Below are 26,681 nucleotides of genomic sequence, written 5' to 3' on the forward strand. Positions count from 1 at the left end.
CATAAACATGAAATGAGTCATAAAACTCTGTTGATACTTATCTAAATAATTCTTGACGAATTACATATGACAATTAAAAAATAAAAAAGAGCAGATGAAAATATTAGTCATTCAGCAAAAGATGATAGGTGATGTTCTTACGAGCACCATTATTTGTGAAGCACTCACCAATAAATATCCCGATGCTACCATTGACTATTTAGTAAACTCGAATACAAAACCTGTAATTCTTGAAAATCCATATTTTCATAACATCATAGAATTTAAAAACGAATATCGAGAAAGTAAGAGAGCCTTTTACTCTTTTTTAAAGGATATTAAAAAATCTAAATATGATTTGGTAATTGATGCCTATGGCAAACTAGAAAGCAACCTCATCTCCTATTTTTCGAAAGCTCCTAAAAAAATATCTTTTTATAAATGGTATACACAATTTATATATACCGAGGTTATTCGAAGAAAACCAGAACCCATTACTAATGCATCTATAGCTATAGAAAACCGTTTACGATTAGTACATAACGAAGATGAATTAGTCACTAATATTATTCGCCCGAAAATTTTCCTCACAGATAATGAAACGCAAACATCCAAATCGTATCTGGAAACAAACGGAATTACCTCTGAACGAACACTTATTATGATAAGTGTATTAGGAAGTGAAATGAGGAAAACACTACCTTTTGAATATATGGCAACAGTAATTGATGAGATTGTATCTAGTACAAAAGCCAATATCCTATTTAACTATATTCCAAATCAAGAAGCTGATGCAAAAGCTATTTATGAATTAACCTCTGAGGTGACTAAGGAACATATTCATTTCAACGTTTTTGGAAAAAGCTTACGAGAGTTCATTGCCATACTTTCGCATTGTGATGCTTTAATTGGTAATGAAGGTGGGGCTGTAAACATGGCCAAAGCACTAGGCAAATCAACTTTCACTATTTTTTCTCCTTGGATTATTAAAAAAGATTGGAATATGTTTGAAGATGGACATCAACATGACTCTGTTCATCTGTACGATTTTAAACCTGAATTATATGGAGATAAAACTCCTAAACAAATGAAAGATCAAGCTTTAGAATTATATAAAAGCTTATCTTCCGAATTAATCATTCCTAAATTAAGGTCATATCTCGAAAAATTAAATCGTTAATCCTTTTCGATTCCAAACGGAGTCCTAATGACTTTTTCACGCTTAGTGACTTTTCGAATTGCCTTATTTTTGGTGATCATTTCTGGTGCAACATAACCTCTTTCGTGATGTAAATGTAGACATATGGCACTATATCTTATTTGCTTTGCTCTAATACCCAAATTAAATAATCGCTCACCGATCTCTCTATCCTCTCCACCATATTGCATACGTTCATCAAAACCATTCACTAGCAAAACATCTTTTTTCCAACCAGACACATTCATCCCATCCCAAGTAGCTTTTGTAGGTGTAATAAAATTTAAAAACCGTTCTTTAAATCCTTTGGAAGTAAGCTTATTTAATTTAAAGGAAGATGGTAATCCTTTGGATAGAAGCCAATCCACATCAAAACATCGTTGACTTACGATATCATTTTTTGTAATTCCTTCAGAAATATCTTTAGGCAATTTAAAATAACCACCAGATAAAAACCAACCTGATTTCCGAAGTTTTAAATGAGTTGCTACAAAATCATTTCTGGGAATACAATCTCCATCTGTAAACAATAAATAATCGGAATTAGCCAAGGGTATTGCTTTATTTAAAATAACCGTCTTACGAAACCCAAGATCTTGATGCCAAACGTGTTCTATCTGCAATCTTGAAGTTTTGCAAAACTCATTGATCATTGTTTTGGTTTCTTCGGTAGAACCATCATCTGCGATGATAATTTCAAAATGATCTACTGTTTGATTTTCATAACCGCATAAAACTTTTTGCAACCACATAGGTTGATTATACGTACTTATGATAACTGTTATTTCTGGTAATTGCATTGCCGTAAAAATAACTATTTTTGCACGATACGCTATATTTAGCCTCATCAATCTTAAAACATCCGAATGATTAAACTATCTGCTGTTATTATTACTTATAATGAAGAAAAAAAAATAGAAAGATGTTTATCCTCTCTTATTGGTGTTGCAGATGAAATCGTAGTTGTAGATTCCTTTTCTACAGATCGAACAGAAGAGATTTGTCAACAATTTGATGTTACATTTATTAAACAACAGTTTTTAGGATATATCGAACAAAAAAACTTCGCAATCACAAAAGCTTCGTATGATCATATTATTTCTTTGGATGGAGATGAAGCTTTATCAGCAGAACTTCAAGATTCTCTAATACAGTTAAAATCCAATTGGATGTATGATGGCTATTATGTAAATAGATATAATAACTTCTGCGGTCAATGGATACAGTTTTCTGATTGGTATCCTGATAAAAAACTAAGAGCATTCATAAAAGGCAAAGGAGAATGGCAAGGCATTAACCCCCATGATTCCTTTAAATTATACGACTCAAAAAAAGCATCAAAACTCAAAGGTGATCTCTTACACTGGAATTATGCCACCTATCAAGAATTTAATTTAAAAACAGACAAGTTTTCTTCTATATCTGCGAAATCCTATTTTGAGTTAGGAAAGAAAGCACCCATTTGGAAAATTATAGTTAATCCCACTTGGGCATTTTTTAAAGCTTATTTTCTACGTCTTGGTTTCTTAGATGGTTTTAATGGTTTTGTAATTTCAGTTCAAACTGCCAATATTACCTTTCTCAAATATTCTAAACTAAGAGAGCTAATTCAGAAAAACAGACGGTAAGAGAATTATTATTCATCGCGATACTTCTTCTTCCAAAAGAAGATTTTTCGTTTTAATTTTCGTTTGCTATGATATCTATTTTGGAACTCTTGAGTATACTGCCACATTAACCTGAATACTTCTGACTCTTCTTCTCCTGTACATTTTGCATACTCATTACTCATAACTCGTATCATCGACTCGTGAATTGTTAAACGTGCAAAGTTTTTGATTCTCGTTTCAAAATCCATTTCACCAAACTCCATCCTATTCAAGTCTACAAGATAGAACTCGTAACCTTCGGTTGTTCTTTTGATTAATGTGTTTCCAGGTGAATGATCTAAGAAATTCACTCCATTTTTATGTAATTCATAGGTAAATCTAGTAAAAGCTCTAAGTATGCTCTCATGATCAGAAATACTAAAGTCTGTAGTCAATTCTCGATACGTAAGGTCACAATCCACAAGTTCACTCACATAAAAACTCTTTTTAAATAAAAGAGGAGTCATTCTAATTTCATAAGCTATAGGAAAAGGTGTTTTAATCCCTAAGTCTAGTAGCTTATTAGCATACATATAAGATCTTTCAGCTTTGGATTTCCTAAAAAATCGATATGCTACTTGATTAACGATATTAGGAATTTTAAAGGATTTTATAGTGTAATTCTTACTTTCAAGATCTACTATTTTGATCACGTTACGTTCTGCATCTCCTAATATCTTTGTATAACTATCGAAATTGTCAATAGCATCTTTTACTACCGATTCTAGATTTATTTTAGAAGAATGTACTACAAATCTTTTTGACATTTTATTTCGGATTTATAAACGACCTGAATTTTATAGATTCTACAATTTATCTTTATAAATACTTTAATCTTACTTCAAGTATTTATCAATACCATTATCACATCTTGTAATTCTTTCTGCTATTGTTTTGTTTTGAATTTCATTACCCTTCTCCGGATTTTCCAACACCGCTTTTTTATGATAGATATGAAGACATATTCCAGCAAATTTTAACCTCTTAGGCATAATTCCCATAAATGTTAAGCGTTGTCCGAAATCATAATCTTCGAATCCCCAACCTAAAAAATCTTCATTGTATCCATTGATGGCAATAGCATCCTTTCTCCAATAAGACATATTTGCTCCTCGTAGCTTGGTAGAAATGGCTTCATCAGGTTTTCTATTTTTATACACAAACGGTAGATACAGCATTCTCATTCGCTTTTTAAGACCACTAGAAAAAATAGTAAGATCTATTTTCTTAGCAGACAATAACCGTTTAGATTTTTCTTTTGTTAATGTTACTCGTGTACCATACAAGAACATTTTATCTCTACTAGCATTTAAATGATCTTTTATGAAATGTTTATGCAAAATAATATCACCATCAATCTGAACAATATAATCAGATGTTATTCTGGCTATCGCCTTATTTAGGATCAGAGTTTTTGTAAACCCATTGTCCTCATGCCAAACATGATGTAACGGAACAGGAAAACTGTTCTTGTAAGTATCAATCAGCGTTTTTGTTTCTTCTGTAGAGCCATCATCTGCTATGATTACTTCCGTTGGTAAAACTGATTGCTTCAAAACACTTTTTAATACTAAATTTAAGGCATCTGGCCAATTATATGTAGAAATTAATAATGCTACACTAGGATATTCTTTCATACGTATAAACTTCTAAAATCCAAAAACCTCATCAACCCAAAAAGACAAAGTATATTTATCATAAATCTCCTTAGGAATGGGTTCATACGGAGTATCAAAAAAAGCTTTAGGGATATCTATATCTTTTTTGTCAATGATCAAAATATTATTAGGGTTATAAAAATCATACGTCGCAATATCTTTATTGGTCGTTATCAGTTTTTTAGAAAACCCCATACTTTCAAAAACTCTAAAAGTTAGCCCAGATTGATTTTCTCTATGAACATCTAATAAAACATTGGATTGCGCAATAAATTCTTCTACCTGCTCCAGATTCATTGTATTCTTAGTGTATGTAATTTGGGTATCATCCTTAAAACCTTCGGTTTTTCCTACAATTACTATTTTGTAATTGACTTCAATTTTATCCAAAGCTCTGGCTATATTTTGAATTACTCCATCGCGTTTTCCAGACGAACTGATATTAAAAACATCCTGCTGTGGTCTGCTAGGACTTGTTAATTTTTCTTTATAAATAAAATTGGTAATAAACGAAAAATCAAACTGTTCGACATCATCTTTTTCAAAAGAGAAAGCCTTGTCAAACTCATTATATATTTTAGCAATCTTGGGAGACCTTTTATAATTATCATTAAAAAAACCAAGCAATGTATCTGTGTAAGGTTTGATTTGTTGAATAAAATCAGGATTTAAAAAATCTCCTTTGATAATTAAAATTTTATCCTGATGCCCATTCTTATTTAGTTCTTCAAGAATTTTTTTCTCTAAAAACTTCTTTTTTATGTTATATTTAAAAAATAGTTTTGCAAAGAAATTAAAAACCTTATGGAAGAATGAAGGATACTTATAGCGTAGTTGATAAAAATTGATTTGACTCACCTTTATCCCTCGACGCTCTAATTCTTTGGCAATAAATTGATTAAAACCCCAATTATCCAGGCTTATTAGTGTAACTTTCATATAGACAAATATCGTACAATATTAACAATTATATTAAACAACCAGACTGTTTTAGAATAAAACTAATTCACTCATAACAAATTTCTCTAACAAAAAATAAGAAGATCCATGGATTACGATAATAAACCCGATAACTATTTTAATAACACACGTCATGAAATGTTGGATTTTCTTCCTAAAAACACAAAAACGTTATTGGATGTAGGATGCGGTGAAGGGGCTTTTGCTTCTATGATAAAAGAAAAATTTCAAACCGAAACATGGGGTATTGAATTAATGAAGGAAGAAGGAGAAAAAGCAAAAAAACTCTTAGATAAAGTATTTATTGGAGAAGTAGAAGGTTTTATAGATGAGCTCCCGGATGACTATTTTGACACTATCTATTTCAATGACGTTTTGGAACATTTAGTAGATCCATATGTAGTGCTAGAAAAAATGAAAAGCAAATTATCCAAAGATGGCGTAATCATTAGTTCTATTCCGAATATGAGATATCACAGTGCTTTAAAGAACTTAGTACTGAATAAAAATTGGGAGTATGAAGATCATGGTATCATGGATAAAACTCACTTACGATTTTTTACTGGAAAAAGTATAGCCAATATGTATACCAGATTAGGATATAAGATTATTACCCACAAAGGGATAAATAAAACGAAATCCATCAAACCATATTTTTACAACTTACCTTTCTTATTTACTGCGATGGACATGAGATACCTACAATATGCCACTGTGGTAAAAAAGTAACTATCTAAATTACCAAAACAAACAATGAATATACTTATTGAAGATAAAACGGCAGTATTACCTGCTAAAAAATATGGTGGTACCGAACGAGTTATTTGGGGATTAGGAAAAGAACTTTCTAAATTAGGTCATAAAGTCTATTTTTTAGCAAAACAAGGATCTAGCTCAGATTTTGCTACCGTTATTCACTATGACGAAGAAAAATCATTAGAAGAGCAAATCCCAAGTGATGTAGATGTAGTACATCTTTTCCATTCCTTAAACCAATCGGTTGGAAAACCATATATCTTTACTATGGAAGGCAATCCATCTCCAGATCAAACCTTGGATATCAACATGGTTTTTGTTTCTGGAAATCATGCAAAAAGATATGGATCTACTGCTTTTGTGTATAATGGTATTGATTGGGATGATTATCCTGATCCAATACTTGATAATGAAAGAACCTATCTTCATTTTCTTGCCAAAGCATCGTGGAAAGTAAAAAACTTATTTGGCACTGCAGATATCGCCTTAAAATCCGGGAATAAACTACATGTAATGGGCGGTGAACGTTGGACATTTAGAAATTTTAAAAGAGGATTAAAATATATCCTAAATAAAAATATCATCTTCCATGGAATGGTGGAAAATGACAAAAAGATGGAAGTTGCGCAGCAGTCTAAAGCCTTGGTTTTTCCTGTAGTTTGGCATGAACCTTTTGGAATAGCTATTACCGAAAGTATGTATGCAGGTTGTGCTGTTTTTGGTACCGAAAATGGTTCTCTACCAGAATTAATCACTCCCGAAGTTGGATATACTGGCAATAATTCTAATGACATCACCAAAGCCATTAAAGAATTTGATTATAATCCAAAAAGATGCCATGAGTATGCGGTAAAGTATTTCAACTCTAAGGTGATGACAGAATCTTATTTAAAACTATATGAAAAGGTAATTGCCGGCGAAACTATAAATAAAGAGATCCCTAAATACCTTGATAAAGAGAATGTGGTTCCAAAATTTAATTAATCACAAAGCAAAGTGGGAAATCCAATAAAGGAAATCCCACTTTATTTTTAATGGTTTAGAAAACAAACTACCAATTGATAGTATCTTTCCAACGATTACTTTCTACATCTCCAAACATCTTTTCTGTAACGGTTCCGCTTACATTCACACTCCAAAAAGAATTTGGAATTGGACCTGCAGCATTTATTGAACTAAGAAGTTGTTGTTTGTCCGAATGACAAGAATTCGAAAAAGTAATATTTCTAATAACCGTAGATCCTCCTCCAGTATTTAAATTTTGTCCAAGGTGATTGGTAAGAAATGAATTATTTGTTAATCTAATCTCTATATCTCTTCCTTCTCCAGAAGCTCTCCAGCTATTTCCTCTATGGTTATACTCCAATTTAACTCTTAAAGATAAACGATACAGATACTGTCGATAGAGGGGAGAACCATAACTTATTGTCTCTGCAAAAGCTTCATGCACATACTTAAAAGCTCTTGGCGAAGGACCTTGCGTGATTCCCGCACCACAATTTTCAATATATTTTTGTTTTCTAAATTGATGCTGGTTCGATATCGCTACGGTTTTTGCCAAATTTCCTTGGGATGAAGAAGCAATCGGAGCTTGGGAAACAGAACCAACCTGTTTAAGTAAATTTTTATTAGATTTTTGTTCCGCTAATGCTTTATGACCATCAAGTTCATAAAATTTACCATTATCTACCCAAATTGTTTTATCCGCAACAATAAATTGATTATCCTTATTTAATATTCCTTGAAAAGCCCAAGACATATTTGGGTTCTTATCGTAAGTAAAAAAAGAAACAGCTTGCAACTCTTCTGTATCTAAGCTAGAAAACTTGTCATAAAGATCACGAAATTCTTCCCAATCCTTAAAAACAAAAATATCTTCTTTAGTTGTTGATTCTAAATTTGTATTATTCTCAATAGGTTCAAAAGATTCTTTTTCACAGGAAATTAATCCGATAGAAATGGCTAATAAAAAAATGATTTTTTTCATTTTGTTTTAGGTTTTAAAATTATTTTTGCATAAAACTGCCCTGTTATGCATTCAGGAAATTTTAGTAATTGGCCAATTACATCATCATGTTACTTGAGTCAAAAAGATGTTACTACAAAAAAATTGTATTTACATTTACTTTAACGTTTCCTACAAAAAGTATCCAATATTTAATAGTACTATCTCATAAAATCAATGGAAGATCAAAAAATAGAAATAGAGAAGACAATAGAAATTCTTAAAAGAGGAGGACTTATTTTATATCCTACTGATACTGTTTGGGGAATAGGTTGTGATGCCACTAATGCGGAGGCAGTAGATAAAATATATTCACTAAAGAAAAGAGCGGACAGCAAAGCTTTATTATGCCTAGTAAGTGATTTTAAAATGTTACAGCAATATGTAGAGGAAGTACCCGAAGTGGCTTATGACATTCTAAAATATGCGACAAAAGCCACTACAATTATTTATGATAGACCTTTACGAGTTGCTGAAAATCTAATCGCAAAAGATAACACACTTGGAATAAGAGTAGCGAGAGATCCATTTTGCAGTAAATTGATACGAAAGTTTAAAAGGCCTATTGTTTCTACATCAGCAAATATCAGTGGCAAACCGACTCCGAGAAACCTGCAAGAAATGAGTAAAGAGATTTTGGAAGGCGTTGACTATGTCGTAAATTTGCCTTTACAAAATAAAGATGCTAAACCTTCTTCTATTATAAAAATCGGTGGAGATAGTACCGTTAAAATTATAAGGAAATAAAGTTTCATCACCTTTGTATACCAGGTATATATTATAAGAACAATTGTTGATTTCGAGAATACCCTCGAAACTTTAAAATCTCGATTATCGAGTATATTGATTCATGTCGGAAGAGAATAATTACAAAGAAGCATTACAACATGCTGTTTTTAATACGATAACCCAAGCTGCATCCAATCTTGAATTAGACAGTTATGTCATTGGAGGTTTTGTAAGAGATTATATTTTACAACGAGGATCTGCAAAGGATATTGATATAGTAGCAGTTGGTAGTGGTATCGAACTAGCAAAAGAAGTTTCTAAATTACTTCCTCACCAACCCAAAATTCAAATCTTTAAAACCTACGGAACTGCCATGCTAAAAGCGGGAGATATAGAAGTGGAGTTTGTTGGTGCCAGAAAGGAATCTTATCGAGAAAATAGTAGAAATCCTATTGTAGAAAATGGAACGCTGCAAGATGATCAAAACAGAAGAGATTTTACGATCAATGCCTTGGCATTAAGTCTTTCTAAAGACAATTTTGGCAATATTTTAGATCCTTTCGATGGATTAGAAGATCTTCGATCCAAAATCATCAGAACACCATTAGATCCAGATATTACCTACTCTGATGATCCGCTAAGAATGATGCGTGCCATTAGATTTGCTACACAACTTAATTTTAAGATAGAAGAAAGATCTTTAAAAGCCATTACCAAGAATAAAGATCGTATTAAAATAATTACCAAAGAAAGAATTGTAGACGAACTCCATAAAATCTTATTAAGTGAAAAACCGTCTATTGGGTTTTTACTTCTGGAAAAAACTGGATTACTGCCATATATATTACCAGAATTAGTTGCGCTAAAAGGTATTGATGAAGTAGAAGGACAGAGACATAAAGATAACTTTTACCATACTTTAGAAGTAGTAGATAATATTGCAGAAAACACGAATGATCTATGGTTACGCTGGGCAGCGCTATTACATGATATCGGAAAGGCTCCTACTAAGAGATTTAGTAAAAAAGTTGGATGGACTTTTCATGGTCATGAGTTTGTAGGCTCTAAAATGGTCTATAAACTATTTAAACGATTAAAAATGCCTCTGAATGATAAAATGAAATTTGTTCAGAAAATGGTCTTAATGAGCTCTCGACCAATTGTGATTGCATCAGATGTTACGGACTCTGCTGTTAGGAGATTAGTGTTTGATGCTGGCGACTATATCGAAGAATTAATGACGCTTTGCGAAGCCGATATTACAACCAAAAACCCGAAACGTTTTAAAAAATATCATAACAATTTTAAAATTGTTCGTCAGAAAATGGTGGAGGTAGAAGAACGAGATCATATTCGAAATTTTCAACCTCCAGTCAGTGGAGAAGAAATCATGAAAACATTTGACATAAAACCTTCTAAAGAAATTGGAATTATAAAAGAAGCGATAAAAGAAGCAATACTAGAAGGAGATATTCCGAATGAACATGAAGCAGCGTTTCAATTTATGATAAAAAAAGGAGCAGAATTAGGGCTAAAAAACGTAACTACTTAAAGACTTTAAAACTTGGATTCTCAATTTTAATACATGAAAAAATACTTTAGATCTCTTGTAATTACATCTGTTGTACTGATTTATTTGATTATTATTGCTGGTGCAGTAGTAAGAATGACGGGTTCTGGAATGGGTTGTCCGGATTGGCCAAAATGCTTCGGATATTATATCCCTCCTACCGAAGAAAGTCAAATACAATGGAAACCCAATCATGAGTATGAGGAAGGTTTTATTGTAATAGTAAATGAAGAGCTAAGAATTGCCAATAAAGATTTCACATCTTCAGCAACATATGAAACAACAAATTGGGAATCATATACAAAACACGACTACGCAAAATTTAATGTATGGCATACTTGGATCGAATATATTAATCGATTAGTAACGGTAGTATCTGGAATCCCTATTCTTTTAATGTTTATTCTTTCACTTTGGTTCTGGAAAGAAAAGAGAAAAATACCACTCTATGCAGGACTCACCATTATAGCAATGGCATTTCAAGCTTGGTTAGGTAAAATAGTAGTAGATTCTAATCTTCTTCCGCTAAGAATTACAGTGCATATGTTAGTGGCATTTATAATACTAGCCATATTACTTTACATTTTATTTCTTACAAAAAAGGAAACTGCAACATTCAAAATAAGTTCAACTTTTAAAAATATATTATTCTTTTCTGCTGTACTTACTTTAATTCAGGTTGCTTTAGGAACTCAGGTGAGACAGTATGTGGATGAACAAATCAAAATTGTTGGTGAACTAGCAAAATCTCAATGGTTAGATCCACCTACAATGAACTTTTATATTCATCGATCATTTTCTATCCTCATCGTGTTGATTAACTTATGGCTGTTGTGGTATAATAACAAAATGCAACTTGGATTATCTAAATTAAATTGGGTCATTGCCTTTATCGGTTTAGAGGCGTTTACTGGAATTTTAATGTATTATTTTGATTTCCCTTTCCTTTCACAACCCTTACATTTAGTGATATCATCTTTACTATTTGGAATTCAGTTTTATATCCTACTCGAAGTGTTTAAAAAAAAGGGATTGACCTCTGAAAATTTAAAATAGTCACAAACAAGTTTGTATCTTTGCCAATCCAAATTAAACAAGAATGGTTTACCGTTTCAGAATTATCCTAGATACAGAAGAAGACGTATTTAGAGATATCGAAATCGAACAAGACGCTACATTAGAGCAATTTCATAATGTTATTAATCAATCCTTTGGTTTTGATGGCATGGAAATGGCATCTTTTTACATAAGTGATGAGCAATGGAATCAAGGAGAAGAGATATCTCTTTTTGATATGAGTGATGGTAATCAGCCAGTACGATTAATGAACGAAACAACATTAATCGATGTGGTACACGAGGCATCGCCTAGATTGATTTATGTCTATGACTTCTTAAGCATGTGGACATTTTTGGTTGAGCTTGCGGAAATTGCTGAATATGAAAACGGAAGAGAATATCCTAATGTAATGTTCGTACACGGACAAATACCGGATAATGCGCCCGATAAAGAGTTTAAAGCGGATAATTTGGACCAAGATGATGAAGGGGAAGGTTTTTTAGACCTTGATGATTATGATGAATTAGGTTTTGATGAACATTGGAATTAAATCTTAAGTATTAAAGTTTCAAAGATCCTAAGGTACAAAGGTATAAAGCTCCAATATTTAACTATAAAATTTAATGAGCACTTTTAGAGACCTAAAAATTTGGCAAAAATCAATAGTTTTAGTTATTAATATTTATGATAAAACCAAATCATTTCCAATAGAAGAGTTATATGGATTGACTTCTCAAATAAGAAGAGCATCCATCTCAATACCTAGTAATATCGCCGAAGGTTATGGTAGAGAGAGTAAACAAGAATATATCCGATTTCTAAACATTGCGATTAGTTCATTATTTGAAGTCCAGACACAATTAGAAATTGGAAAAAATCTTTCTTTCTTAAAAGAAAATGATTTTAATTTATTGTACGAAAACACTAGAGAAATAGAGCGTATGCTTTCAAGTTATATTAGAAAAATTAAAGATTCATAAATAATTTTGAAACTTGCTCTTTTAGACTTTTTTAATCTTTGACACTTTACTTCTTAGTAGCTTTGTCACTTTAAAACAAAAAAATGATCAATTTATATAGCACCCAAATTGAATCGCTATCGATTCACAAAATAGGTAACAAGAGTAGAAATGAAAACATATTTCTATCCGATACTCCTTATACACTTAATGACGAGTTAACCGCTTTATTAAAGGAATACTTTTTTAAACCGTTTAGAGAAAAAGAGGAGAATTACTTTCAGTTTACCAATGAGGTAGATGTAGAATTTAATCCGCTATATAAAATCGTTACCGAAATATTCAATAACCCATCTTCGGCTCACGAAAAATCAAAGAGAATTGCTTCCCTTTTATATGAACAATCCCAACATCCGCATATCAAAAGTGGAGAAGTCTATGTAGTGTATTTAGAGAATCTTTCTATAGATAATGAAAAAACAAATGCCGTAGGGATTTTCAAGTCAGAATTGAAATATGATTTCCTTCAGTTTGCAGAGAAAGGAGCGAATATAGAACTACTGCATCAACAAGGTGTAAATCTAAATAAATTAGACAAAGGGTGTTTAATTTTTAATCATAAACAAGAAGAAGGATACAAAATTCTTTCTGTTGATTCTAACCGTTATGATACTAAATATTGGTTAGAGCATTTCTTAGGAGTGGAAGCCTTTGCAGATGAAAATTTTTACACCAAGAAGTATATGAAATTCTGCCAGGATTTTGCTAAAGATGTGGTACTACCCGCAGAAGATAAGAAAGAAGAGGTGATGTTTATGAATCGTGCTGTAAATCACTTTGCCAAAAATGACACCTTCGAAGAATCTGCTTTTTTAAATGAAGTAATCGATAATCCGGATCTAATTCCCGAGTTTAAACATTACAAAACTGAAAAGGCTCCAAAATATCATATCGAAGATCTTACAGAATTTCCTATTGCTAATACTGCAGTTTCTGCAGCTAGGAAAAAGATCAAAAACACGATTAACCTAGATACGAATATCCAAATTAAAATGGATTTTATTAATCCAGAATCTGCAGAAAAGTTTGTAGAAAAAGGTTGGGATGAGGAAAAGCAAATGTATTACTACTTGGTATATTTTAACAAAGAGCAAAAAGACTAACCAAACCACTTATTTCTGACCCGCTAGGTTAAAAGTAAGATTAGTATTTATCTCAATAAGATTGCCATTAGGGTTTTGTATAAAATTACTTATGTAGATTTTTTCAAAATCTTCATTCATCGGTTTGGGCTCTTCTATTATAGTATCCTCAACTTTCCTTTTCCGATAATAAATTAAGGGAGTCAAAACAAGTGTAGAATCTTGTATGATATAAGTACCCGTAGTTTTTGTCAAGAGCTTACCGTATGCACCATAATCTTCATAGGTAAATATATTGGCATGTAGATCCAATGCTGTGTACCCATTTGACTTTGTATGTAAAAAACTTTTTTTTAAATAATTATACCTTGGTTTGCTAGATACATTATGATAATATCGAGTTGGATCTGTTCTTTGTGGATCATTTACACTATATCGAACTAATAAAGAATCTCCAATTGCCTGAAACTGTCCAGACCTATATGCTCTATGTTTAGACACATATACTATATTGTCAATCTTATAGATAAAATGTACGATTTGATCATGCTCACCTCCAATACCAGGCAATCTAGGAACTACTAATTTAGCTTGAAAAGCAACTGCTTTGACCGTTCCCGTTTTCTCAAAAGGATAAAAGGTAGGAAGTTCAAAATTATGATACATCCAAATATAGGATACCAATAAAAACAAACCACCAAAAGCCCAAGGATTTATTTTCATACAAATACACTTTATATATAAGTGACAATTAATGTTGTTTTGTTACAAAAAACACCGCTTCAATTCCTTTTAAAAACGAAACCCTAATCCAATCCATTTTTCCTACTTTTGCCGCCTGATTTTTAACAAAAAAAGAAAAACTTAAATTTTTAGGGTAACATTTAGTAATCAAATGACACGTATATAAAAGCGCCATTTTTTTCAGAGTCTAAAATGCTGCAAATTAAAAATAATCAAAAAAACATGAGAAAAAATATTGCATTCATCATTTTAATTATTGGAGCTATTTATAGTTTAAAAGCTCAAACACAAACTCAAGATTTAAATATGGGGTTACATCAGTTACAATTTCCAAGTGCAAATGGAGGTTTCAATAGAATCCATAGTTTTGGCGGTACATTTCCTGGGAAATGGTTATTTAAATCCAGATTTGACCATATTTATTTGGATGCTGGTGAAAATGAAAACAATAAATATTCTATTCTTTTCTTAAGTGGTGGTATCGAAAGAGCAAGATTAAATGGTGCAGGTAATTTTGGTATTGGAACTTCAAATCCAACCTCCAAATTTCATGTAGTACATACTTCTGGTCAAGGATTTGCTCCAGTAATTTCTGGTAACATAGCTACATTTCAAACAAATGCTTCAGCAGGCTATTATTCCTCAATTAACGTAATATCAGGAACGGAAGGAAGAGCTAGTTTCTACTTTGGTGATAGAGATAGTGGTGCTATGGGCGGATTCAGATACAATAATGCAAATAATTCTTTAACATTTAGAACAAATGGCGCAGATAACAGAATGTTTATCAATTCTTCTGGAAACATAGGTATAGGAACTACTAATCCTGGGTCAAAATTAGAGATAAAATCAAATAGTGGAGAAACAGAAAGCTTTATGAAGATGAGCGTTTCTGATGCTCCTTCTGATTATTTGCAAGTATCCAATGCTACAGGCGGTGCTAACAGATTTCTACCTTTAATCAAAGGAAACGTACAATCTAGTAATATTTCATCATTATTATTTATAGCTTCTACAGATGCTGTTAATGATAATAATGGTAGCAGTAGTATGATGCGATTTGATACTAGAAGAAGTTCTAACGATCAAGGAATTGCTACTCGTCCACTGTTTCAATGGACTAATTTCGATCAAAAATTAATGACCATGACTGCTAATGGGAATGTCGGAATTGGTACAACAAATCCAATTGAAAAGCTTAAAATAGTAAATGGTTCAATTTCTGTGGATTCTTCCTCTGATGGTAGTAATGCTTTTGAATTTGGTAATAACTATGGTCAAATGTATTATGATGCGCAATCATCTGGAGAGCAAAATAGAGGTATGTACTTTCAAGAACAATTATCTACCAATAGAGGCTTTCATTTTTTGAACTCTAATGGGGATAGATTATTAAAGATTAATGGAAACGGAAATGTTGGAATTGGAACAAATAGTCCCGATGCTAAATTAGCCGTAAACGGTAATATTCATACTCAAGAAGTAAAAGTAGATTTAGTAGGCTGGCCAGATTATGTCTTTGAAGAGGACTATAATTTGCCTACACTACAAGAAGTAGAACAACATATCTCAGAACAAGGACATTTAGAAAATATCCCTTCGGCAGCAGAAGTAGCTGAAAATGGTATCCAATTAGGAGAAATGAACAAAAAATTACTCGAAAAAATCGAACAGCTAACACTTTATATGATTGAACAGAATAAAAAGACGGACTTTCTCCTAAAAGAGGTAGAAACACTTAAAAAGAAAAATGCTGCGCTAGAAGCTAGACTAAAATAGTCTGAGGCCAGATGTTGGATATCCGATGTCAGGAGTGTAATACATAATTAGACTTCTGACATCCGTCTTCTGACTTCAAAAATCTAATAATAAACATCCGATATAAAACTTCCGACTTTAAACTTCCATCACCTAACACTGGACGTACGACCTCCATCACCTTTCCAACAATCGATTCATATTTACATTTTCATAATTTCTTCTTACAAAATCCAATGCAGTTTTCAGTACTTCGCCCATGGATTTACTTCTACGAAATTTTAGATCCAGTGTAAAATTATAAAGATGTTCTCGTAGTTCTTTTAAATGTTCTTCGGTAGAAATCGTATCAGCACACATACAAGCAATTAACGTTTCATAACGAGATCTAGAATTTAATATCCTTTTTGCCAAAACAGAACGTTCTTCTTTCTTGTATTGTTCAATTGAATTTGGTTGTAACCTATTTAAAACAATATCCACCATATCAAAGTTTTCTTTAAAGAATTGTGGTTGATATACTTTTAATTTCCCTTCAAAACATTGTTGATCAAAATCTATGGCTCGTATGCGATACTGCACATGATCAAAATCATGAATTGGGATAATCACATAATTATAAGAACGCATATCCCCCAATAAACGCATTTGACAACGTTCATTAAACTTTACAAATTCCTTGGCAATTTGTGCTTTTGCCTGGTCACTTAGGTCTGGCAAGAAATCTTTGATAAACACATCACCAGGAATGCCTGCAATATGCTCTTCGATCAATGTGTTTTTATATACCAAAAAATTAATTCTATTTGGTGAGAACATATGCTCTAATTCCAACCCATAAATACGAGATGCATCTGCTTTTTTTACATAAATGTACGTATAGTTATCATTTAATATATTTCGAACTCGTACTCTAAACGGTTTAGAATTTCCAAACGTACAATAATCAATCGCATCAATATTTAAAAATTCAATCGCATCCTCATTACCATCAGAATGTAAGATGGTGTATACTTTTTTTAGGCTAGATTCAATCTCTGGCCGCTCATGTTCTTCATAATATACACGCACCCATAAAGTATCTTCATCATTGTTATCATACACTACAATCGAACCTGAAAACCGCAATAAATCATCATAAAATACCGGGATTTTTATCTTACGATTACATTCCTTTAAATAACTATCTAAACTATCATTGATCGGATAGGTAGGTTTTTTTTTAGACATCAATTTCTCATCCATACGCAACTACTTTCTAGTGGCAATTTACAAAAGAAACACACTTCAACAACCTTATTCCAATATTCATTGTAAAAACCTTTAAAGTCTAAGATTCCATTTTTTATTGTAACAAAATCTTAGTGTAGTCGTCTAGTTTAATATAACCACCAAAAAATAATCACAATTGGAAACCATTTTAACCTTGAAGAATCTTACCAAAAGATTCGGAAGTATAACAGCCGTTAATGATCTTTCCTTTACCATAAAAAAAGGAAACGTATACGGTATTTTAGGACCTAACGGAAGCGGTAAATCCACTACCCTAGGTATTGTTCTTAATGTAGTAAATAGAAGTTCGGGAGACTTTACTTGGTTCGATGGATCTACTTCTACCCATGAAGCCTTAAAAAAGGTAGGAGCTATTATCGAGCGTCCAAATTTCTATCCTTACATGACAGCAGCACAAAATCTAAAACTAGTATGTCAGATCAAGGGGGTTTCAACAAATAAAATCGAAGAAAAACTGGAATTAGTAGGTCTTTTGGACCGTAAGGATAGTAAGTTCAGAACGTTTTCTTTAGGTATGAAACAAAGATTAGCGATTGCTTCTGCTTTACTAAACGATCCTGAGATTCTAATACTTGATGAACCTACTAATGGACTAGATCCACAAGGAATTCATCAGATCAGAGAAATCATAAAAGTTATCGCTTCACAGGGAACTACTATTTTATTAGCTTCTCACCTATTAGATGAAGTGGAAAAAGTATGTAGCCATGTAGTTATTATTCGAAAAGGAGTAAAACTATATTCTGGTCCCGTAGATGAAATGAACGCTAGTCATGGTTTCTTTGAATTAAATAGTAATCAAAACAGTGTGCTCATTAAGTGGTTATCAGAGCAAGATATTTTTGGAAACGTAAAAGAGGAAGACGACAAAATTGTTGCATTCCTAAATAGAGAATTGGATGCTGAAAGTCTGAATAAGCAATTACACCAAGCTGGAATTACGTTAACACATCTTGTAAAACGAAAAGAAAGTTTAGAAGAACAATTCTTACAATTAACCAACAATATAAACTAAAGCCATGTTACGACTACTCAATATAGAATTTCAAAAATTACGATACAATAAGTCGGCGAAGGTGTTGACGATCACATATTTTGTTTTAATCTTATTAATTTCTCTAATCGCTTCCTATGAATTTAGTTTTGGTGGAGTTAATTTTAGATTAGCAGATCAAGGAATTTTTAACTTTCCTTATATCTGGCACTTCAACTCTTGGATTGCTGCTTGGTTAAAATTATTCTTAGCTATTGTTATCGTTTCCATAATGGCTAATGAATACTCTAACAGAACTTTAAAACAAAATTTAATAGATGGATTAAGCAAAAAAGAGTTTTTAGCTTCTAAATTTCTTACAGTAGTTTTATTTTCTTTAGTCTCTACGATATTCTTATTCCTAGTTTCTCTTATACTTGGATTAGTATTTTCAGACTATAACGAAGTATCTATTATATTTTCTGATTTAGAATTTATTTTCGCGTATTTCCTAAAGCTAGTAGGTTTCTTTTCTTTCTGTATGTTTTTAGGAATTCTCATTAAACGCTCTGCATTTGCTTTAGGATTTTTAATCTTCTGGCAACTTATCGAAGGGGCTTTTAGATTGTTCTCTGGTTTGATAAAATGGAAATTCGACTCAGACATCATCGATAAAATAATACCATTTTTACCTTTGGATAGTATGTCTAATTTAATAAATGAACCTATAACAAGATTAAATTTCATACAATCTGCTGCGAATCAACTAGGTGAAAACTTCCAGAGAGACTATGCAGTACACTGGTATGAGATACTAATCGTATTAGTTTGGACAGCAATATTTGTGAGACTTTCATATTATCTTCTTAAAAAGAGAGATTTGTAATATCTTTGAGTTTTTCAACTCAACTCATGAAATACAAAATATTTATCCTTTCCTTCTTTTTAAGCATCTCTTTATTTGGACAAGGAGAAGCTAACAACTGGTATTTCGGTCAAAACGCTGGGATAAATTTTAGTACAACACCTCCTACTCCACTTACAGATGGACGAATAAATACTTTGGAGGGTTGTACCACTATATCTGATGCTACAGGAAATCTTCTTTTCTACACAGATGGGTCAACGATTTTTACTAGAAATCATACGATCATGCAGAATGGTACAGATTTAAGAGGAGATACCTCCAGTACCTCCTCTGCTTTAATTGTACCACAACCCAATACTCCTAATATTTATATTGTTTTTACGGTTGACGAACCTCATCATTTTAATGCTGATAATGACACCAACACATCTGATGGAGATGGTGTAAATGATGGTTTATTATATTCGGTAGTAGATATGTCTTTAGATGGAGGAAATGGAGCAGTAGTTAGTGGGCAAAAAAACCTACCTCTAATTACATATAATACGGCAGATACCCAAGAAAGTTTATATAGGTGTTCTGAAAAAATTACAGCGGTCAAAAGTGATGATTGTGATTCGTTTTGGGTAATCACTCATTTTATAGATACATATTACGCATTTAGCGTAGATCAAACTGGGGTAAATACCACTCCCGTTACTTCGCAAGTCGGGGTTACGGTTCCTATTTCAGGATACAGAAGGAATGCCTTAGGATATCTAAAAGCTTCGCCAGAAGGAGATAAATTGGCTGTGGTACATTTTGGATTAACTACTGTAACAGGTGGAGACGGTCCTGGAAAAGTATTATTTTATGATTTCGATAATAGTACTGGAATTGTTAGTAATGAAATTGAATTATACGATGGAGATGCGCCTTATGGTATTGAATTTTCACAAAGCGGTGAACGCCTTTATACTACCATCGGTGAAGGTAGTGGTGGATTTGGTGATGGATTTCTAATGCAATTTGATCTTACCCTACCTGATAACCAAATTGCTGCAAGTGGTACAAGAATTCTTAATGAGAATGGACAAAACACTTCTAATTTCAGTGCAGGAGCATTACAACTAGGTCCAGATGGAAGAATATATAGAGCTTTATATGATTTTGATTCTGGTACAGGAAATTATTTAGGAGTTATTGAAAATCCAGAAGCGATAGCGGCAAATGTTACGTACAGAGATCAAGGCTTATTAGTTAACATAGATGGAGGAAGAGGTTCCAGAATAGGATTACCCCCTTTTATTCAATCAATTTTTGCCCAAACAATTGATATCATCAATAGCGGTGATCCAAACAATGTAAATCTTGTCCTTTGTGATGGAGACACTTACAGATTAACACATCAGGATATTACAACAGCAACATATACTTGGTTTGTAAATGACGTTCAAATTCCAAATAATACTTTTTTCTTAGACATAACAACTTCTGGCAATTATAGATTAGAAGTAGATCTTAATGATGGTAGCTGTCCACTGGTAGGTGTTGCAAACGTTACATTTTTTGAAGTACCTGCTGTACAAAATACTCCGGTTAATGAAAACATTTGTGATAATGATAATAACGGGATTACAGACTTAGACCTTTCTCTTTATAATACAGAAATACTAGGGTCACAAGATCCAAATCAATTCCAAATTCGTTATTTTAGATCCATTGCAGATGCCGATGCTAATGTAAATGAATTATTACAAAACTTCACAACGGAGACAAATCCACAGACCATTGCGATTAGAATAGAAAATATTGGGAATATTAATTGTTATGATACCGCTAGTTTTCAGGTGGAAGTTTTTGATACCCCAACTGCTTTCGCTACAAATCCAATCATATCTTGTGATAATGCTGATGATGGAGATGATACCAATGGAATGATTATTTATGATTTAACTACAGTCAATAATGATATCTATGGAAGTCAAAGTACTGCTGATTTTACTTTAAGTTATCATACAACATTAATCGATGCTCAGAATAACACAAATTCAATAATAGACCCAACAAATGCTGTATTATCTAATACCATGCCTGCCGTTTATGCACGACTTGAAAATAATTTGAATACAGCCTGTTTTGATACGTTTGAAATTCCAGTTACCATTAATTTATTGCCTGTTGCCAATAATACTTTTTTATCTCAATGTGATGAATATTTAAATACAAATGATGGTATTACTTTATTCAACTTGACCGAAGCAATAGACCAAATTACTGGTGGAACTCCGGATCGTTCTGTTCTATTTTTTGAAGATATGGGTTCTGCTGATGTAGGCACATCGTCTATTACTAATACGAATACATATCAAAATACCACTGCAAATCAGCAATTATTCGTTAGAGTAATTGATGATCTTACAGGATGTTTTAGAATTTCAACCTTAGATTTATTAGTGAGTACAACTTCTGCAAATGATGCAACATTAACTCTTTGTGATGATGATGGTATTGAAGATGGATTCAGAGAATTTGATCTTACAGAAGCTGACGTGCAAGTACTTTCTGGAATAGGAAATCCGAACCTTTCTGTTGCGTATTATGAAACTATTGAAAATGCACTTAGCGAGACAAATGTTATTAGTATATATACCAATACAACCCCTGGCACCCAAGGTCAGGATGTTTTATACGCAAGAGTAGAAGATAATTTAAATCAATGTTTCGGTATTAATGAAGTTACTCTTTTTGTAAATCCATTACCTGATATAGAAGAACAAGAAAATGTGATTATATGTCCAAATCAAAGCGTATCTATTAATGCTGGTATCCAACCTGGAATTAACCCTAATGATTTTAATTATTTATGGTCTACTGGTGAAACCTCTGAAACTATTAGCATAATGCAAGAAGGAACTTATGAAGTCCTGGTAACTAATCGCATAACAAATTGTGATAAAATGAGAACCGTAACAGTTTCTCTTTCTACACCTGCAACTATTATCCAACCTATAGAAATTAATGATGCTTCAGATAATAATACGATAACCATCAATGTATCTGGATCTGGGGATTATGAATATGCTATTGCTTTTAACGGGAGTAGTATCAGAACATATCAGGATAGTCCAACTTTTATAGATGTTCCGCCCGGTTTTCATACGGTTTATGTTCGAGATAAAAATGGATGTGGTCCTGAAGCTACTCAGGATATTTCTGTAGTTGGATTTCCTAAATACTTTACTCCTAATGGAGATGGGTTTCATGAAACCTGGAATGTAAAAGGTATTTCTGCTCAAGTACTAGGCAATTCTATCATATATATTTTTGATAGAAGCGGTAAACTTCTAAAGCAGCTAGTCCCTTCTGGTAATGGATGGGATGGAACTTACAGTGGTGCTTTAATGCCCTCTAGTGAATATTGGTATCGGGTAGAATTAGATGATGGAAGGGTGAGAACCGGAAGCTTTTCTCTCATACGATAAACTTTCCCTAAAACTTATACTCTATTTGAGAAATCATAGTAGTATTCTGTATCTTTATTCAGAAAAGATAGGCCTATATAATGAAGTTCGAACTTAAATCTGAATTTAGTCCAACCGGAGATCAACCGGAAGCTATAAAACAACTTGCTAATGCTATTAAAGCAGGGGAAAGATATCAAACACTTTTAGGAGTTACTGGTTCTGGTAAAACGTTTACAGCAGCAAACGTAGTAGCAGAAGTACAACGTCCTACCTTGGTACTAGCGCATAACAAAACCCTAGCAGCACAATTATATTCTGAGTTTAAACAATTCTTTCCCGAAAATGCTATTGAATATTTCGTTTCGTATTATGATTATTACCAACCAGAAGCTTATATCCCTACCACTGGAACGTATATAGAAAAAGATTTATCTATTAATGATGAAATTGAAAAACTACGTTTAAGCGCTACCTCCTCCCTACTTTCAGGAAGAAGAGATGTACTCGTTGTGGCCTCTGTTTCTTGTTTATATGGTATTGGAAATCCTATAGAATTTCAGAAAAACGTAATATCTATTCAGCAAGGGCAATTTGTTTCTAGAACAGCATTACTTCATAAATTAGTACAAAGTTTATATTCCAGAACGGAAGGAGAGTTTTTACACGGAAATTTCAGGATAAAAGGAGATACCGTAGATATTTATCCAAGCTATGCCGATGATGCCTTTAGAGTACATTTCTTTGGAGATGAAATCGAAGAAATTGAAGCCTTTGATGTACAAACTAATGAAATCATTGAAAAATATGACCGTCTAAATATCTATCCAGCAAACATGTTCGTTACTTCTCCTGAGGTATTACATGGTGCTATTGATCAAATAGCCTTAGACCTTGGAAAACAAGTAGAATACTTTAAAGAAATAGGAAAATTTTTAGAAGCCAAAAGACTAGAAGAACGTACTAATTTTGATTTAGAAATGATCAAAGAGTTGGGCTATTGTTCGGGAATAGAGAATTACTCCAGATATTTAGACGGAAGAGATCCAGGAACAAGGCCTTTCTGTTTGTTAGACTATTTTCCTGACGATTATTTAATGATTGTAGATGAAAGCCATGTAACTATTCCGCAAACACATGCGATGTATGGTGGTGATCGATCCAGAAAAGAGAATCTGGTAGAGTATGGTTTTAGACTTCCTGCAGCCATGGATAACAGACCATTAAAATTCGAAGAATTTGAGGCACTACAAAATCAAATAATATATATAAGCGCGACGCCTGCTGATTATGAATTGCAAAAAAGCGAGGGAACCTATGTGGAACAAATTATTAGACCTACTGGATTACTAGATCCTATTATCGAAGTACGACCAAGCCTAAATCAAATCGACGATTTGATAGAAGAAATGCACAAACGTATTGAAGTCGATGAACGTATCTTAGTGACTACCTTAACGAAAAGAATGGCAGAAGAATTAACGAAATATCTAACAAGAATAGATATTCGTTGTCGATATATTCATAGTGATGTAGACACACTAGAGCGCGTAGAAATTATGCAAGATCTGCGCAAAGGTCTTTTTGATGTACTGATTGGTGTAAACCTATTAAGAGAAGGATTAGATTTACCCGAAGTATCATTAGTAGCAATACTAGATGCTGATAAAGAAGGGTTTTTAAGAAATAATAGATCTCTTACACAAACCATAGGAAGAGCTGCAAGAAATGTAAATGGATTGGCGATCATGTATGCTGATAAGATTACACAAAGTATGCAAGAAACCATTGATCAAACTAATTATCGACGAGAAAAGCAAATAGCGTACAATACAAAACACGGAATTACCCCAAAAGCAATTAAAAAGTCGTTGGATAATGCATTAGTTGGAAAAAAAGTAGAACCTTATCAATTCGAAACTGCTCCAACATTAAAAGCTGCAGAAGAAGAAACAGCTTATTTCACAAAAGAACAACTAGAAACTCGTATTCGAAATGTTCGGAAAGAGATGGAAAAAGCTGCAAAAGAGTTAGATTTTATGACCGCAGCAAGACTAAGAGATGAAATAAAAATGTTACAAGAAAAAATCCAGAATCAAAAAGTTTAATAGGAAAAGTAACGGAAGGATACAGTGACCTATTTATTGATATGCATTTCTTTGTAATTTTTATGCAAAAGAAAATATAAGATCATCAGTAATACTGATTTTGGCTTCTCCTCCTTTTGTATACTCAATTTCAAAACCTTCATCTTCGATCTTAGAAATCCACTGCTCATAGTTTTTTGATTTTATCAGTTTTTTGTCATTTCGTACGACTCGCCAAAAAGGAGTTTTTAGATCTGTAATCAACAATGTATGTCGTTCTGCTATCTTTTTAATCGCATTACCTGTTCGCATTGGGCAAGTAACATCTGTACCTTCAACTTTAGCTAAATGAGATGCAATCTTTTGAATCGTTGTTACTTTTCCAACCGGAATTTGTTCAATCAATTCTTCAATAGCAGTTACAGAAGGATGAAGCATTGTTCCTTTTCCGAAGTATTTTTCCATAGTAACAGGAATATTGACAATTTTAGACTTTTGCATACTCGTATTTTTTATAAAGTTTAGAAGCTATAAAATTTGCAATGAGCAACTCTACGAAACTCAATGGTAAAGTAATCAAAAGTATGGACCAATCAGAATATCCCATATTGGCAGCGCCAACCCAAAAAAGCACAAAGAAAAACACCCATGACACTAATGCCGAAGAAATTACCGAACGATTCGTATTTCCAAATCGCTGACTATATAGCCAAAATGTAAATACTATCATCGCCGTTAAAATAGTATCCCATAATCCCCAAATACCAAAAATCATCCAATTCATATCCGCAATAGTTTCAGAATTATTCCAATAGGATTTTACTCGTGGCATGACTAGAACAAAATACCTAAACACTTCAGAAATATGAATCCAAATACTGGTAAGTACTACTACAAAAACGAACGTCTTTAGATCAAAATCTTGTTTATTCATGAGATAAAATAGCTTTAATGTTTTTAAAAATAATATCTGGTGCAGTAAACGAAGGCACGGAACGATATACCGCAATTGATTTTTCCACTTGATCGATCTTTTCTATCAGGTCAATACTCCTTTTACTAAGTTCAGCAAATCGTAATCTGTTAGGTTCAATAATGTTTTGATCTACCAAAAAATCAATTTTCTTCACACATCTACAAGGATTATTGTTATTCACTAAACCACATTTTTTATTCAGAAAATTTCTAATTTTCATTCTAGAACGCGATAATTTTTTTCTAAAGTTTTCGGGAGTAATATTTACAATAGCTGCTCCTTCCTTGCTATTAAATTCTAGAATATCAGACAGGATATAAATAATTCTATCTATAGGTTTTAAGCACAATAGTAACCCTTGTGTACAACTTACTTTTACTTCCTCTTCTAGCAACTTCAATTCTCCATCATTAGAAGCATAGGATACGCGATCAGAATGTCCGGAATCAATCAATACTTCGTAGTTGGCAAAAGGCATTGGAAACTCTCTAGTCTTCTTTTGTTTTTGAGTTAATAAATAATTAGTAGCGATACGATATACCCAAGTAGAAAATTTACTCTTATGGTTAAATGTGCTCAAATGAGTGATTACTTTTACCAATATTTCCTGAGTAGCGTCTTTTGCATCTTCAGGAAATAATAACATCTTCAGAGAAAGATTATACACATAATCTTTAATTGCCAATACTATTTTTTCCAAAGATTCCTGATCTCCAGTATTTGCACGACGCACTAATGTTTCTAAAGTTTCTTGATCCATACTATTATATTAGACAAAATAACTCGAACAAGTGTGACATAGGATGGAAAAAATTATGCATTTATTCTATATTCACTATGAGTTCTAACAAATTATCTATCCATAGTTTTCTATC

The 26,681-nt window shown here is 32.6% G+C and carries 25 protein-coding genes; 15 read left to right on the forward strand and 10 right to left on the reverse strand.

Translation table 11 applies throughout. The annotated features are described in order from the left end of the window. Window positions 1-94: 94 nt before the first annotated feature. Window positions 95-1,159 carry a glycosyltransferase family 9 protein gene (locus Q1B37_RS14945; RefSeq protein ID WP_299899702.1) on the forward strand — a complete coding sequence of 355 codons (1,065 nt, stop codon included), beginning with the start codon at window positions 95-97 and terminating at the stop codon, window positions 1,157-1,159. On the opposite strand, the gene Q1B37_RS14950 is transcribed toward Q1B37_RS14945, so the two are convergent. Continuing rightward, on the reverse strand, window positions 1,156-2,025 hold the full coding sequence (locus tag Q1B37_RS14950) for a glycosyltransferase family 2 protein (protein WP_299899703.1): 870 nt from the start codon (window positions 2,023-2,025) through the stop codon (window positions 1,156-1,158). The two genes, Q1B37_RS14945 and Q1B37_RS14950, sit on opposite strands and share 4 nt — an antisense overlap. Window positions 2,026-2,043: 18 nt before the next feature. Between Q1B37_RS14950 and Q1B37_RS14955 the strand changes: the two genes are divergently transcribed. Beyond that, a complete protein-coding gene (locus tag Q1B37_RS14955) occupies window positions 2,044-2,805 on the forward strand; it encodes a glycosyltransferase family 2 protein (protein WP_299899704.1) in 762 nt (253 codons plus the stop codon). Between the two features lie 8 nt (window positions 2,806-2,813). Here the strand turns inward: Q1B37_RS14955 and Q1B37_RS14960 are convergent, their stop codons facing one another. The 3 genes from Q1B37_RS14960 to Q1B37_RS14970 form a co-directional block, all read right to left on the reverse strand. Then, window positions 2,814-3,593: a lipopolysaccharide kinase InaA family protein gene (locus Q1B37_RS14960; RefSeq protein WP_299608022.1), complete on the reverse strand. Its 780-nt coding sequence runs from the start codon at window positions 3,591-3,593 to the stop codon at window positions 2,814-2,816. Between the two features lie 69 nt (window positions 3,594-3,662). Continuing rightward, window positions 3,663-4,463: a glycosyltransferase family 2 protein gene (locus Q1B37_RS14965; RefSeq protein ID WP_299899706.1), complete on the reverse strand. Its 801-nt coding sequence runs from the start codon at window positions 4,461-4,463 to the stop codon at window positions 3,663-3,665. Between the two features lie 12 nt (window positions 4,464-4,475). Then, window positions 4,476-5,423, reverse strand: coding sequence for a hypothetical protein (locus Q1B37_RS14970; protein ID WP_299899708.1), 948 nt, complete (start codon window positions 5,421-5,423; stop codon window positions 4,476-4,478). Between the two features lie 108 nt (window positions 5,424-5,531). On the opposite strand from Q1B37_RS14970, the gene Q1B37_RS14975 reads away from it, so the two are divergent. Then, on the forward strand, window positions 5,532-6,173 hold the full coding sequence (locus Q1B37_RS14975; RefSeq protein WP_299899710.1) for a class I SAM-dependent methyltransferase: 642 nt from the start codon (window positions 5,532-5,534) through the stop codon (window positions 6,171-6,173). Between the two features lie 24 nt (window positions 6,174-6,197). Beyond that, the gene (locus Q1B37_RS14980; protein WP_299899712.1) at window positions 6,198-7,184 is read left to right on the forward strand and encodes a glycosyltransferase; all 987 of its coding nucleotides are present in this window, start codon (window positions 6,198-6,200) and stop codon (window positions 7,182-7,184) included. 67 nt (window positions 7,185-7,251) lie between these two features. Here Q1B37_RS14980 and Q1B37_RS14985 read toward each other — a convergent pair whose 3' ends face one another. Beyond that, complete coding sequence (locus tag Q1B37_RS14985; RefSeq protein WP_299899714.1) at window positions 7,252-8,187, reverse strand: hypothetical protein; 936 nt, start codon at window positions 8,185-8,187, stop codon at window positions 7,252-7,254. 195 nt (window positions 8,188-8,382) lie between these two features. Here Q1B37_RS14985 and Q1B37_RS14990 point away from each other — a divergent pair, with 195 nt between their 5' ends. The 6 genes from Q1B37_RS14990 (at window position 8,383) to Q1B37_RS15015 (ending at window position 13,685) form a co-directional block, all read left to right on the forward strand. After that, window positions 8,383-8,952 (forward strand): L-threonylcarbamoyladenylate synthase, encoded by a 570-nt coding sequence (locus tag Q1B37_RS14990; protein WP_299899715.1) that lies wholly within the window; start codon window positions 8,383-8,385, stop codon window positions 8,950-8,952. A gap of 103 nt (window positions 8,953-9,055) precedes the next feature. Continuing rightward, the gene (locus tag Q1B37_RS14995) at window positions 9,056-10,486 is read left to right on the forward strand and encodes an HD domain-containing protein (protein WP_299899717.1); all 1,431 of its coding nucleotides are present in this window, start codon (window positions 9,056-9,058) and stop codon (window positions 10,484-10,486) included. 33 nt (window positions 10,487-10,519) lie between these two features. Continuing rightward, window positions 10,520-11,560: a COX15/CtaA family protein gene (locus Q1B37_RS15000; RefSeq protein ID WP_299899719.1), complete on the forward strand. Its 1,041-nt coding sequence runs from the start codon at window positions 10,520-10,522 to the stop codon at window positions 11,558-11,560. A gap of 43 nt (window positions 11,561-11,603) precedes the next feature. Beyond that, window positions 11,604-12,113: a hypothetical protein gene (locus Q1B37_RS15005; protein ID WP_299899721.1), complete on the forward strand. Its 510-nt coding sequence runs from the start codon at window positions 11,604-11,606 to the stop codon at window positions 12,111-12,113. A 73-nt stretch (window positions 12,114-12,186) separates the two neighbouring features. Further along, window positions 12,187-12,543, forward strand: coding sequence for a four helix bundle protein (locus Q1B37_RS15010; RefSeq protein WP_299899723.1), 357 nt, complete (start codon window positions 12,187-12,189; stop codon window positions 12,541-12,543). An 83-nt stretch (window positions 12,544-12,626) separates the two neighbouring features. Beyond that, window positions 12,627-13,685, forward strand: a complete 1,059-nt coding sequence (locus Q1B37_RS15015) for a nucleoid-associated protein (protein ID WP_299899724.1) — start codon at window positions 12,627-12,629, stop codon at window positions 13,683-13,685. 9 nt (window positions 13,686-13,694) lie between these two features. On the opposite strand, the gene Q1B37_RS15020 is transcribed toward Q1B37_RS15015, so the two are convergent. Beyond that, window positions 13,695-14,387, reverse strand: a complete 693-nt coding sequence (locus Q1B37_RS15020) for a hypothetical protein (RefSeq protein ID WP_299899726.1) — start codon at window positions 14,385-14,387, stop codon at window positions 13,695-13,697. 243 nt (window positions 14,388-14,630) lie between these two features. Here Q1B37_RS15020 and Q1B37_RS15025 point away from each other — a divergent pair, with 243 nt between their 5' ends. Beyond that, complete coding sequence (locus Q1B37_RS15025) at window positions 14,631-16,187, forward strand: tail fiber protein (protein WP_299899728.1); 1,557 nt, start codon at window positions 14,631-14,633, stop codon at window positions 16,185-16,187. A 156-nt stretch (window positions 16,188-16,343) separates the two neighbouring features. Here Q1B37_RS15025 and Q1B37_RS15030 read toward each other — a convergent pair whose 3' ends face one another. Next, on the reverse strand, window positions 16,344-17,411 hold the full coding sequence (locus Q1B37_RS15030) for a hypothetical protein (RefSeq protein WP_299608053.1): 1,068 nt from the start codon (window positions 17,409-17,411) through the stop codon (window positions 16,344-16,346). Window positions 17,412-17,574: 163 nt separating this feature from the next. Between Q1B37_RS15030 and Q1B37_RS15035 the strand changes: the two genes are divergently transcribed. From Q1B37_RS15035 to uvrB, 4 genes are all read left to right on the forward strand, one after another. Then, the gene (locus tag Q1B37_RS15035; RefSeq protein WP_299899730.1) at window positions 17,575-18,474 is read left to right on the forward strand and encodes an ATP-binding cassette domain-containing protein; all 900 of its coding nucleotides are present in this window, start codon (window positions 17,575-17,577) and stop codon (window positions 18,472-18,474) included. Between the two features lie 4 nt (window positions 18,475-18,478). Further along, complete coding sequence (locus Q1B37_RS15040; RefSeq protein ID WP_299608058.1) at window positions 18,479-19,318, forward strand: ABC transporter permease; 840 nt, start codon at window positions 18,479-18,481, stop codon at window positions 19,316-19,318. A gap of 26 nt (window positions 19,319-19,344) precedes the next feature. Continuing rightward, window positions 19,345-22,764, forward strand: coding sequence for a T9SS type B sorting domain-containing protein (locus Q1B37_RS15045; protein ID WP_299899732.1), 3,420 nt, complete (start codon window positions 19,345-19,347; stop codon window positions 22,762-22,764). Window positions 22,765-22,844: 80 nt separating this feature from the next. Next, window positions 22,845-24,851, forward strand: a complete 2,007-nt coding sequence (uvrB, locus tag Q1B37_RS15050) for an excinuclease ABC subunit UvrB (RefSeq protein ID WP_299899734.1) — start codon at window positions 22,845-22,847, stop codon at window positions 24,849-24,851. A gap of 60 nt (window positions 24,852-24,911) precedes the next feature. Here the strand turns inward: uvrB and Q1B37_RS15055 are convergent, their stop codons facing one another. From Q1B37_RS15055 to Q1B37_RS15065, 3 genes are read right to left on the reverse strand one after another with little or no spacing between them, the layout of a single operon-like run. Beyond that, on the reverse strand, window positions 24,912-25,331 hold the full coding sequence (locus Q1B37_RS15055; protein ID WP_299899737.1) for an MGMT family protein: 420 nt from the start codon (window positions 25,329-25,331) through the stop codon (window positions 24,912-24,914). Then, the gene (locus Q1B37_RS15060; RefSeq protein WP_299899739.1) at window positions 25,318-25,764 is read right to left on the reverse strand and encodes a hypothetical protein; all 447 of its coding nucleotides are present in this window, start codon (window positions 25,762-25,764) and stop codon (window positions 25,318-25,320) included. Before Q1B37_RS15060 ends, Q1B37_RS15055 begins: the two co-directional genes overlap by 14 nt. Beyond that, window positions 25,757-26,566 (reverse strand): RNA polymerase sigma factor, encoded by an 810-nt coding sequence (locus Q1B37_RS15065; RefSeq protein ID WP_299899741.1) that lies wholly within the window; start codon window positions 26,564-26,566, stop codon window positions 25,757-25,759. Before Q1B37_RS15065 ends, Q1B37_RS15060 begins: the two co-directional genes overlap by 8 nt. Between the last annotated feature and the right edge of the window lie 115 nt (window positions 26,567-26,681).

Source organism: uncultured Aquimarina sp., from assembly GCF_947492965.1.
In the GTDB taxonomy this organism is placed as follows: domain Bacteria; phylum Bacteroidota; class Bacteroidia; order Flavobacteriales; family Flavobacteriaceae; genus Aquimarina.